We start from the raw sequence: 10386 nt of genomic DNA, 5'->3' as shown, positions 1-10386 counted from the left end.
CGCGCTCCCCCTCACCAGTCCCGCCGTGGGCCTCGCCGCGGCGCTGGCGGCGGCGCAGCGGGCGGGCGGCAACGCATCCTTGAAAAGCTGACGGACGGCACGATATGGAGCGGGCCGCCGCCGGGCCGTGCCCCGCCGCGGCACCGCGAGCTTGACCGCAATCCCGGGCCGGGGCAGTCTGGCCCGCAGTTTCCCCGAGAGTTGTTGCCCGCCGAACCGATCGTGTTTGGCAGGGTAACCTTTTTGTTTGGCCTGTCGACTGGAGACGAGAATGGACAAGATCCCCATGACGCCGAGCGGCCACGTCGCGCTGCGCGAGGAACATCGCCGCCGCACCGCCGAGGACCGCCCCGCGATCATCGCGGCGATCGCCGAGGCACGCGCCCATGGCGACCTGTCGGAAAATGCCGAGTACCACGCCGCCAAGGAGCAGCAGAGCCTCAACGAGGGCCGCATCCAGGAACTGGAATCGCTGCTGGCGCTGGCCGAGGTCATCGACGTCAGCAAGCTGTCGGGCGACACCGTCAAGTTCGGCGCCACCGTCAGGCTCCTCGACGAGGATACCGAGGACGAGAAGCAGTACACCATCGTCGGCGACGCCGAGGCCGATGCCGGCAAGGGCCGCATCTCGGTGTCCTCGCCCATCGCCCGCGCCATGATCGGCAAGTCGATCGGCGATTCGTTCGAGGTGAGCGCGCCGGGGGGCTCGCGCTCCTACGAAGTGCTGGACGTGAAGTTCGTCTAGCGGCACTTTGTCCGCCCCCGGGGCGGAACACGCGCGTTTTCGGTGAGTTGCGGCATGCGACGGGCGCATGCCGCCGCCACCGGCCTTGAAAGGCGCCGTGCCAAGCCCCTATTTTAGCGCTTCGGACAAGCGGTTAGCTGGAGCGCTTTTCATGCACGCCAAAGTGGTCATCATCGGGTCGGGCCCGGCCGGATATACCGCGGCCATCTACGCGGCGCGCGCCATGCTCGAACCGGTGCTCATCCAGGGCATCCAGCCGGGCGGCCAGCTCACCATCACCACCGATGTCGAGAACTATCCCGGCTTCGCCGACGTCATCCAGGGGCCGTGGCTCATGGAGCAGATGAAGGCGCAGGCCGAGCATGTCGGCACCCGGATCGTCAACGACATCATCGTCGAGGTCGATTTCGACCAGCGGCCGTTCGTGCTCAAGGGCGACAGCGGCACCCACTACACGGCCGACGCGGTGATCATCGCGACCGGCGCCCAGGCGCGCTGGCTGGGCCTGCCCTCCGAGCAGAAATTCCAGGGCTTCGGCGTCTCCGCCTGCGCCACCTGCGACGGCTTCTTCTACCGCAACAAGGAAGTGGTGGTCATCGGCGGCGGCAATACCGCGGTCGAGGAGGCACTGTTCCTCACCAATTTCGCCTCCAGGGTGACCGTCATCCATCGGCGCGGCGAATTCCGGGCCGAACGCATCCTGCAGGAACGGCTGTTCAAGAACCCCAAGATCAACGTCGTGTGGAACGCCGAGGTGGCCGAGGTCCACGGCAGCGAGGCGCCGCTCTCGGTCAGCGGGGTCACCATCCGCGACACCGCGACCGGCAAGCTCACCCGGCTCGACGCCGACGGCGTCTTCATCGCCATCGGTCACGCCCCGGCTACCTCGATCTTCGCCGGCAAGCTCGACATGAAGCCGGGCGGCTACCTCAAGGTCATCCCCGGCACCACCCAGACCAACATCGCCGGGGTGTTTGCCGCCGGCGACGTCACCGACGACGTCTACCGCCAGGCGGTCACGGCCGCCGGCATGGGCTGCATGGCGGCGCTGGAGGCCGAACGTTACCTGGCAGAGCACGAACTCGCCGAAGCGGCCGAGTAGCGTTCATGCTGGATTGGGACAAGCTCCGCATCTTCCACACCGCCGCCGAATCCGGGAGCTTCACCCACGCCGCAGAGAAGCTCGGCATGAGCCAGTCGGCCGTCTCGCGGCAGATCTCGGCCCTCGAGGAAGACCTTTCGCTCAAGCTGTTCATCCGCCACGCCCGCGGCCTCGTGCTGACCGAGGTGGGCGAGCAGCTGTTCCGCACGGCACACCGCATGCATTGGGAATTGCAGCAGGTCGAGACGCAGATGAGCGAGAGCCAGGACGTGCCGACCGGCCTGCTCGTGGTCACCACCACCGTGGGCCTGGGGTCCACGTGGCTGTCGTCGCGCGTCCACGAGTTCCTGATGCTCTATCCCGACATCCAGATCGAGATAAAGCTCAACGACGCCGAGCTCGACCTCGCCATGCGCGAGGCCGACGTCGCCATCCGGCTGCACCGGCCCAACCAGTCCGAGATGATCCAGCGCAAGCTGTTCACGGTGCACAACCATTTCTACGCCTCGCGCGACTACCTCGCCGCGCATGGCGAGCCCAGGAGCGTCGAGGACCTCGACAACCACCGCATCATCACCTTCGGCGAGCCGGTGCCGTCCTATCTCGCCGAAATCAACTTCATCGAGCGGCTGGGCCGGCCCGACTCGAGCCCGCGGCGCTCGTCGCTCAAGGTCAACGCCATCTACGGCATGATGCAGGCGGCCGTCGCCGGCATCGGCATCGCCATGCTGCCGGCCTACGTGACCGAGGGCCAGGACAAACTCAGGCGGGTGCTCGACGGCGTCGAACTGCCGGCCTACGAGGCCTATTTCGTCTACCCGCCCGCACTCAAGAGCTCCAAGCGCGTCGGCGTCTTCCGCGATTTCATCGTCGGCAAGGCGCGCGAGTGGAGCTACTGACCGGCCGGCACCGGCCCGTTCCGCCTTCGCCGCACGAGCCATGTAGAAGGCGCATGGCTGGCATGCCGGCAAGGCCTTGATAGGTCAGCCGGGCCTACCTATATCGCAGGTGCTGACGCCGGGCGATCTCTCCCTCCCTGTTCCCGGCGTCCGTTCCTCCAGCGGGTCATTTTACCCGCCACTGAGGCCTCGCTCTCCCCTCGAGCGAGGCCTTATTTTTTGCGCCGCACGATGCGGGCGGCGCGAAGAGGGCGGCTCGGCGTTCTGGGTACACCCTGCGCGAAACGCATGGCTGGCATGTATGTATGGCCCTTGTCGACATGGGTCGGCATCGGCATATTCCGCCTTGTCGACGTGACCTGCACCGTCTCCTCCTCCCTCGGTCCAGGTCTGCGACAACCGGGTCGACGTCGTACCTCCTCCCTCGACAGAGACCCGCTGGCAAATGGCGAATCCTCCTCCCTCGTCCATTTGCCACAACTTTGGATTTGGGCTTCGGTCCAGTCATTGGGCCCCATCTTCGGATGGGGCCTCTTTTTTTGCCAAGACGATTTGGCCCGGCGGCAGGGTCGCGCGCAAGCGGGGGCCTTCCGGTGGGCTACGGCTGCACTGGGCGCATGGCTGCCGTTCCCAGTTTGCGATTGTGCAACGCGGCGCCAATGCCGATCTTGGGGGCAAGGGATTGCAGCCCCTCCTCCTCCTCCCAGGCTGCGTCTCCTACGGTCGTCCGCTTCGGCCGATGACCCGAAGGCCCCGCTCATCCCCTCGAGCGGGGCCTTTCTGTTTGGCCCCCGTCGCCCCTGCCTCCCCCCGCTCAAACAAAGCGGCCCCGCGCAGGCGGTGTGCGCGGGGCCGAGTACGGCAGTTCTTCGGCTGCCTATGCCGGAGGCAGTCTCGCTCAGATGCGGTTGAATTCCATCGACTGGCAGAACATGCCCTTGCAACCCTTCAGCCTCAGGGCATTGGCGCTCACCATGGTGACGCGGCCCGCGAAGGTCTCGCCGTTGTAGCTGACGCTTCCCTCCCACTGGTTGCCGCCGGCGGGGACGGCACCCCTGACCACGTAGCGGCCGAGATAGGGCAGGTTCTCCGCCGTGCGGGCGTCGTCGCGCAGCCAGGTCAGCTTGGCGCATAGCTGCGTTCCGTCGCCGCAATAGGAAACCTTGTAGCGGCTTTCGCCGGTGGTGGATTGCCAGGTGCCGGTCGGATCGGCGGCGAAGGACGGGGTGGCGACGAGGCCAATGGCAACGATCGCGGCTGCGAGTCTTGTCGCAAGGTGCATAGGGTGCGTCTCCTGAGAGTTCGGGAAGCGCCGGAAGCGCGTGTGTTGCGGCCTTATATGGGCGGGCGCGCTGAAGGGTAAATAAAGCTGCCGTTCATCTGGCGTTCATCGGCGCGGCGGGAATGCGGCCGGGATGCGACAGCGGCCCTGACATGTCTTGGCACCCCCCGGCGCCGCAAGGGTTCCGCCCGCCACATGTGTGGGGGCGCAAAACACAATTCCCGCCGAGGCTTGCGGCATCACGATCGCGTGATGCATCAGATTTCGTCCGGCGGCTCCCATTCCGGCCAGTCGGCGACGTGCTGCTCCCATTCCCCCGGCGGCACGGAGTCCTCCGGAACCGTGCGGCCGCGCACGGAAACGCCCGCATCGATAACGGTTTCAGGGTCGCCCGAGATGAGCGGATGCCACCAGGCCAGCCCCCTGCCCTCGGCCAGCCGCCGGTAGGCGCAGGTCCGCGGGATCCACGAGACCGTGCGCACGTTCTCCGGCGTCAGCTTGATGCAGTCGGGCACGCGCGCGTGCCGGTTGGCATAGTCGGAGCAGCGGCAGCTCTGCCCGTCGAGCAGCTGGCAGTGGACGTCGGAGGTGTAGATCTCGCCCGTGTCCTCGTCCTCGAGCTTCATCAGGCAGCAGCGACCGCATCCGTCGCACAGCGCTTCCCACTCCTCCGCCGACATCTCCTCGAGTATCTTGTCCTCCCAGAATGCCAAATCCCTGCCTCTCCTGCTGTTTGCTGTTGCCTGCGGCGGCGGGCCGCCCTAAGCGAGTGACGCCCTTGCGTTCGCTGCCCGAAACGGGAAGAATCCGGGGCCCGTTGAGCTGCGAGGCCTTCCGTGCAGGACCCGTTCTATCACAAGGAAAAGCGGCGCAAGAAAGCCCGCATGCTCGATGCGGACGCCTGGCTCGACTCCGCCATGTACGAGTTCTGGCAGTCGCTGGGCCGGGGCTATACCAGACTCCAGGACTTCTTCGCCAATTTTCGCGTCGCCGGCATCAGGCGCTTCTTCGTCGAGATCCTCTCCGATGGGTTGAGCTTCGGAGCCATCGGCGCCGTGCTGATGACGGCGCTGGCGCTGCCCGCCTTCGATGCCACGGCCTCGGGGCAATTCAACCGGGCCGAGGACATCTCGGTCATCTTCCTCGACCGCTACGGCAACGAGATCGGCCGGCGCGGCATCCGCTCCGACGATTCCGTGCCGCTCGACAAGCTGCCCGACTACTTCATCAAGGCCACGCTGGCGACCGAGGACCAGCACTTCTACAAGCATTTCGGCATCGACATCTTCGGCACGCTGCGGGCGCTCATGTCCAACGCCCAGGGGGACAGTTCGCTGCAGGGCGGCTCCTCGATCACCCAGCAGCTCGCCAAGAACCTGTTCCTGTCGAACGAGCGCACCATCGAGCGCAAGATCAAGGAGGCCTTCCTCTCCATCTGGCTCGAGACCAATTACAGCAAGGACGAGATCCTCAAGCTGTATTTCGACCGGGCCTATATGGGCGGCGGCAATTTCGGCGCCGCGGCGGCGGCCGAGTTCTACTTCGGCAAGAAGATCACCGACGTGACACTGGCCGAGGCGGCCATGCTGGCCGGGCTGTTCAAGGCCCCCACCAAGTTCGCCCCGCATGTCGACCTCGCGGCGGCGCGCGGCCGCGCCAACGTCGTGCTCAACCGCATGGTCGACGCCGGCTTCCTCACCGAGGGGCAGGTGACGGCGGCGCGGCGCTCGCCGGCCGTGCCGGTCGACCGTTCCTTCGAGATCAACTCGCCCAACTACTTCCTCGACTGGGCCTTCGAGGAAACCAAGAAGCTGATCGGGGACACCGACGCCAACAGCTTCGTCGTGCGCACCACCATCGACCCGGTGCTGCAGTCCTACGCCGAGGACGCCGTCACTTCGGTTGTGCGCGAGCAGGGCGAACAGTACCGCGTCAGCGAGGCGGCGATGGTCGTGGTCGAGCCCAATGGCGCCATGCGCGCCATGGTGGGGGGCATGGACTACGGCAAGAGCCAGTTCAACCGCGCCATCGTCTCCAACCGGCAGCCGGGCTCGGCCTTCAAGCCATTCGTCTACTCCACCGCATTCGAGATGCTGCCGGACTATTCGCCGACGACGGCGATCAGCGACCGGCCGGTGTGCATCGGCAACTGGTGCCCACAGAACTACGGGCGCAACTACAAGGGCTCGGTGACGCTGGAAAACGCCTTCGCCGCCTCCATCAACACGGTGCCGGTGACGCTCTCGATCAAGACCGGGCGCGAGCCGATCGCCGCGACCGCCCACCGCATGGGCATCACCAACGATTTTCCGATTACGCGCTCGCTCGCGCTCGGCGTCGCCTCGGTGAGCGTGCTCGACATGACTTCCGCATATTCCGTGTTCGCCAATGGCGGCTACAAGAGCCCCGCCTTCGGCATTACCCGCATCACCACGCTGCGCGGCGAGCCGGTGTGGGAGATGAATCCCGACGCGCCGCGCCAGCGCGTGTTGAGCGAGCGCACGGTGCGCTACATGAACAACATGATGCGCCTCGTCGTCACCAACGGCACCGGCCGCCGGGCCCAGATCGAGGGCGTTCCCGCCTCCGGCAAAACGGGCACGACCAGCGACTACCGCGACGCCTGGTTTTGCGGCTTCACCGGCAACTACGTGGCGGCGGTATGGTTCGGCAACGACGACTTCTCCAAGACCAACAATTTGACGGGCGGCCTGCTGCCCACCATCGCCTGGCAGAAATTCATGGCCTATGCCCACACCAACGTCGAGATCAAGCCGGTCTTCGGCGTGGACTTCCAGCCGGCGCCGTTCGTCATCGCCGCCACCGAGGAGCAGGCGCCGCTCGAGCCGCAGGCGGAGCGCCCCCCGGTGCTGCAGCCGGCGGCAGCGCGCAAGCTGCTCGACATGGCGGATTTGTTGAAGCAGTCGCTGCAGGACGGGCGCCCCGGCGGGCAGGCAGTGCTCGCCCAGCCGCCCCGGCCCGCCACCAAAGAGAGCCTTTAGGACTTGCGCTTTCTCGGACACCTGCTCGCCGCCATTGCGACCGCGCTGGTCGTGGGCTTCGGCCTGTCGTGGTACGCGCTCAGCTCGGCCAGCATCTTCGGCACCATCGAGATCGGGCCGTGGGCCGCGTGGCGGGATGCCGGCTCGCCGACACCCGACCCCTACACGCGCGCCTTCGTGTCCCGCACCGGCGCCCTGCAACTCGGGGCCAGCGAGGGCCTGCAGTTCGTCGCCACCCGCGACAGCGACGGCCAGCTTCTCGACCGGGCGTGCCGCTACCGCATCGACGGAACCACGCCGCTGGCGACGTTCTGGACGCTGGTGCCGACCGACCTCGACGGCAGCCCGATCGCCCGGCCCGGCGGCCCCGCCGCTTTCCACAGCGCCCGCATCGCCCGCGCCCAGGACGGTTCCATGCAGCTCTACGTGAGCAGGACGCTCAGCCCCTACAACTGGCTGGAGATCACCGGCGAGGGCAGCTTCGCCCTGGCCCTCACGCTCTACGACACGGCGAGCTTCACCGGGGTGGGCCCCACCGAGGCGACCCTGCCCTCCATCATCAGGGAGGGGTGCCCGTGATCCGCACCGCGCTGTGGCTGCTCGCCGGCGTCGTGCTGGGCGGGGCCATCCACCTCGTCGTCATCCTCAGCCTGCCGAGCCTCGCCGCCAACGCGGCGTGGGCCCGCGTGGGCGGCCTCGACGCGCTGAACCGGGCGGTGGTGCTGGCGCCGGCGCTGCCGGGCGAACCCAACCCGCTGCGCCTCGATCCCGAGCTGGCCTACGCCGTCTGCCGCCTCGATCTCAGGCAGGGGCCGGGCATGGTCCGCGGCGTGCTGCCCCTCGCCTACTGGTCGGTGGCGGTCTACAACCGGGCCGGCACGGTGCTTTACTCCACCACCAACCGCGACGGGATCGGGCAGAACCTCGAACTTGGCATCTTCAACCAGGACCAGACCCGCCTGCTCGCGCAGCAGCAGCTCGACGTCGCCCCGGGGTTGCTGATCGTCGAATCGAGGGAGGACGACGTCTTCGTCGCCGTCCGCCTCGCCCCCGCCCACCAGGTCATGCGCAAGCGCTACGAGGCCGCGCTCGGGCGCATCGTCTGCCGCAACAACCCGGCCTGAGGCCGGCGCCCGTCGGCGCTCACCCGCGCTTGTGCGTAACCCGCGCCCCGCCCAGCGGCTTGCCGGGAACGGGCGCGTCGTCGCGCTGGTAGCGCACGCCGGTAAAGATGTAGATCTTGGCGCCGCCCGGCGCGGCCGGCACGGCGAGAGCGGGACCGGCCTGGGGACGACGGTTGCGTCTGTCGAATTGGACGAGTTTTCCCAACCCAGCCTCCATCGTCCGCCCCCTGTTGCCCCCCCGGCTCCCCGATCGAAAACGGCGCAGCCCCGGACCGCTCCGATTAAGACTTCGTCAAGGTTAACAGTTCGCTAACGATTTGGCTGAAATAGTTCGGGCACGCGAAAATCGCCTGAAACCGGGCGATTCGGGGCTCACGATGATCGGCTTCCAACCCTACGAGACCTTCCAGCTTCTGATCGAAGCGGGGGGCACGGATCGCACCAACACGCTGCTCGTCGCTGCCTGTGACGCCTATGCGCGGCGGGGCCGGCCGACCCAGGCCGAATTGGAGCAGTTCACCATCCTCGCCCAGCGCCTGTTTCCGCAGGCCTCCCCCGCCGCCCGCGCCAAGGCGGCGGCCACGCTCGGCCGCTCGGAGAGCCTGTCGGCGGAACTCGAGACGCTGGTCATCACCCATCTCGGCGACGACCTCGCCGATTTCCTCGTGGCGGCGCCGAAACTTTCCGAAGCTACCATGCTGAAGATCGTCTCGGCGGGCGACGTCGCCGCCGCCGCCGCGCTGGCCCGGCGCAGCGACCTCACCAACGTCGTCCTCGCCAAGCTGTTCCAGCTCAACAGCCGCAAGGTCTACCGCGCCCTCGCCACCAACACGTCGATCGTCCCGCGCGGGCCCTATCTCAGCGCGCTGGCGCGCTCGGCGCAGATGGACCACCAGGTCGCCTGGTCGCTCGCCGCCCGCGACGATTTCGACTGCGCCCTGCTGGCGCCGGCCTTCTTCGATCTCAACGAGAACGACCGCATCAAGGTGATCCGGGCGTTCGCGCATCGCGCCACCCCGCCGGCGCCGATCAAGAAGACACTCGAACAGCTCTCCGTGGCCCGGGGGGAACTCACCCGGGCCCTGATGAAGCTGTTCGCCGAGAACCGCCGGCCCGAGGTCACGCGCCTGCTGCACCAGATCACGGCGCTCGACGAGGTGCGCTGCGGCCAGATCGCGCACGACACCAGCGGCGCCGCGCTGTTCGTGGTGCTGCGCGCCTTCGGTTGCAGCGCCCATGACGGGCTCAAGGTGCTCATCCATGCCACCTCGCACGATGAGGACCGCTCCGGGTCGCTGTCGGTGTTCTCGGGCCTGTTCGAAACCGTCGGCGTCGACGCCACCGCCTACCTGATGAGTGCCTGGCGCGGCGAGACCAACCTGCTCGACCTGGCCAGGCCCGAATACCAGCCCTTCACCGAGCCCAGCAGGCGCACGCCCAGGGTGGCGCCCGAGCGCAACCAGGTGGTCGACCAGGCCATCGAGGCCCTCGCCCGCATCGGCGCCAAGCGCGCCGGCTGAGGCATCCCGCCGCCGCGGCAGCGGCTCACTGCGGCAGCACGTTCAGCCCCGGCTCGCCGTTCCTCAACTCCAGCGCCAGCACCCACAGGTCCGGGTCGAATCGCTGTTCCTGGGCGATGCGCTCGTCGACCCGCTGCAGCTCCACGCGCTCGAAGCGCAGCTGGAAGACCCGGTCGGCGCCGTCGTCCGTACGGGCGGCCGCCGGGGCGGGGGTGAACAGCGAGGCGGTGCCGTCGAGATGATCGACCACGACGAACACCTGCCCCGCGACCGGGTCGCCCCGGCGCGCGACGACGCACATGTGGCCGAGGTCGTTGTGCCGGCGCACGAAGGCGCCGGTCCAGATGTCGGTGCGCAGCATGCCGACGCTTTAGATCGAGGCGCCGTTGGCGACAAGCAGGTCGAGCAGTTCCGGCGAGATGCGGCCCGTGACCTTGTAGTTGTAGTAGACCTCGAAGTTGCGGATGGCCTTGGCCGTCGCTTCCCCGGCGACGCCGTCGGCGGGGCCATGCAGGAAGCCCAGGCTGGCGAGGCCGCGCTGCACCTTGGCCACGATCAGGGGGTCGGTCACCGAGAACGGCGGCATCAGGTCTTCCGGGCTCGCCTCGGTGTCGAGCACCGGCACCTCGGGCACCGCCTCCGGTTCGGGCTCGGCCACGACCAGCGGCCTTCCGGGCACGGCGACCGGCTCGGCCACGGCCGCGACAGCGCC

The 10386-nt window shown here is 67.8% G+C and carries 12 protein-coding genes; 7 read left to right on the top strand and 5 right to left on the bottom strand.

Going from position 1 to position 10386, the window contains the following annotated elements:
- Positions 1-271 precede the first annotated feature (271 nt).
- The 3 genes from greA to VGD93_RS16655 all read left to right on the top strand — a co-directional run bounded on the left by greA (position 272) and on the right by VGD93_RS16655 (position 2746).
- Positions 272-745, top strand: a complete 474-nt coding sequence (greA, locus tag VGD93_RS16665; RefSeq protein WP_395013289.1) for a transcription elongation factor GreA — start codon at positions 272-274, stop codon at positions 743-745.
- Between the two features lie 151 nt (positions 746-896).
- Positions 897-1847, top strand: coding sequence for a thioredoxin-disulfide reductase (gene trxB, locus VGD93_RS16660; RefSeq protein ID WP_395013288.1), 951 nt, complete (start codon positions 897-899; stop codon positions 1845-1847).
- Between the two features lie 5 nt (positions 1848-1852).
- A complete protein-coding gene (locus VGD93_RS16655; RefSeq protein WP_395013287.1) occupies positions 1853-2746 on the top strand; it encodes a LysR family transcriptional regulator in 894 nt (297 codons plus the stop codon).
- A gap of 898 nt (positions 2747-3644) precedes the next feature.
- Here the strand turns inward: VGD93_RS16655 and VGD93_RS16650 are convergent.
- A complete protein-coding gene (locus VGD93_RS16650) occupies positions 3645-4028 on the bottom strand; it encodes a DUF2147 domain-containing protein (RefSeq protein WP_395013286.1) in 384 nt (127 codons plus the stop codon).
- A gap of 257 nt (positions 4029-4285) precedes the next feature.
- Complete coding sequence (locus VGD93_RS16645) at positions 4286-4741, bottom strand: YcgN family cysteine cluster protein (RefSeq protein ID WP_395013285.1); 456 nt, start codon at positions 4739-4741, stop codon at positions 4286-4288.
- A gap of 171 nt (positions 4742-4912) precedes the next feature.
- Here VGD93_RS16645 and VGD93_RS16640 point away from each other — a divergent pair, with 171 nt between their 5' ends.
- The 3 genes from VGD93_RS16640 to VGD93_RS16630 are packed head-to-tail and all read left to right on the top strand — an operon-like array spanning position 4913 to position 8154.
- Positions 4913-7030, top strand: a complete 2118-nt coding sequence (locus VGD93_RS16640) for a transglycosylase domain-containing protein (RefSeq protein ID WP_395013290.1) — start codon at positions 4913-4915, stop codon at positions 7028-7030.
- Positions 7031-7033: 3 nt separating this feature from the next.
- Complete coding sequence (locus VGD93_RS16635) at positions 7034-7609, top strand: DUF1214 domain-containing protein (RefSeq protein ID WP_395013284.1); 576 nt, start codon at positions 7034-7036, stop codon at positions 7607-7609.
- Complete coding sequence (locus VGD93_RS16630) at positions 7606-8154, top strand: DUF1254 domain-containing protein (RefSeq protein ID WP_395013283.1); 549 nt, start codon at positions 7606-7608, stop codon at positions 8152-8154. The genes VGD93_RS16635 and VGD93_RS16630 overlap by 4 nt, the downstream gene beginning before the upstream one ends.
- Positions 8155-8173: 19 nt before the next feature.
- On the opposite strand, the gene VGD93_RS16625 is transcribed toward VGD93_RS16630, so the two are convergent.
- Positions 8174-8359, bottom strand: a complete 186-nt coding sequence (locus VGD93_RS16625; protein WP_395013282.1) for a hypothetical protein — start codon at positions 8357-8359, stop codon at positions 8174-8176.
- A gap of 172 nt (positions 8360-8531) precedes the next feature.
- On the opposite strand from VGD93_RS16625, the gene VGD93_RS16620 reads away from it, so the two are divergent.
- Positions 8532-9674 carry a DUF2336 domain-containing protein gene (locus VGD93_RS16620; protein ID WP_395013281.1) on the top strand — a complete coding sequence of 381 codons (1143 nt, stop codon included), beginning with the start codon at positions 8532-8534 and terminating at the stop codon, positions 9672-9674.
- 25 nt (positions 9675-9699) lie between these two features.
- Here the strand turns inward: VGD93_RS16620 and VGD93_RS16615 are convergent, their stop codons facing one another.
- Both VGD93_RS16615 and VGD93_RS16610 read right to left on the bottom strand, forming a co-directional pair.
- Positions 9700-10035 carry a DUF1491 family protein gene (locus VGD93_RS16615; protein WP_395013280.1) on the bottom strand — a complete coding sequence of 112 codons (336 nt, stop codon included), beginning with the start codon at positions 10033-10035 and terminating at the stop codon, positions 9700-9702.
- Positions 10036-10044: 9 nt separating this feature from the next.
- Positions 10045-10386: peptidoglycan-binding domain-containing protein (locus tag VGD93_RS16610; protein ID WP_395013279.1), on the bottom strand; the 342-nt coding region annotated here is incomplete at its 5' end.

The sequence above is a fragment of the Devosia sp. genome (assembly GCF_036406155.1).
Classification (GTDB): Bacteria; Pseudomonadota; Alphaproteobacteria; order Rhizobiales; family Devosiaceae; genus Devosia_A.
Note: the sequence above shows the minus strand (reverse complement) of the source record. Positions and strands in the feature narration are given on the sequence as shown.

Bases quoted from the DNA above. Each gene is read 5' to 3' on its own strand.
- greA (WP_395013289.1), top strand. From the start codon at position 272: ATGGACAAGATCCCCATGACGCCGAGCGGCCACGTCGCGCTGCGCGAG.
- trxB (WP_395013288.1), top strand. From the start codon at position 897: ATGCACGCCAAAGTGGTCATCATCGGGTCGGGCCCGGCCGGATATACC.
- VGD93_RS16655 (WP_395013287.1), top strand. From the start codon at position 1,853: ATGCTGGATTGGGACAAGCTCCGCATCTTCCACACCGCCGCCGAATCC.
- VGD93_RS16650 (WP_395013286.1), bottom strand. From the start codon at position 4,028: ATGCACCTTGCGACAAGACTCGCAGCCGCGATCGTTGCCATTGGCCTC.
- VGD93_RS16640 (WP_395013290.1), top strand. From the start codon at position 4,913: ATGCTCGATGCGGACGCCTGGCTCGACTCCGCCATGTACGAGTTCTGG.
- VGD93_RS16620 (WP_395013281.1), top strand. From the start codon at position 8,532: ATGATCGGCTTCCAACCCTACGAGACCTTCCAGCTTCTGATCGAAGCG.
- VGD93_RS16615 (WP_395013280.1), bottom strand. From the start codon at position 10,035: ATGCTGCGCACCGACATCTGGACCGGCGCCTTCGTGCGCCGGCACAAC.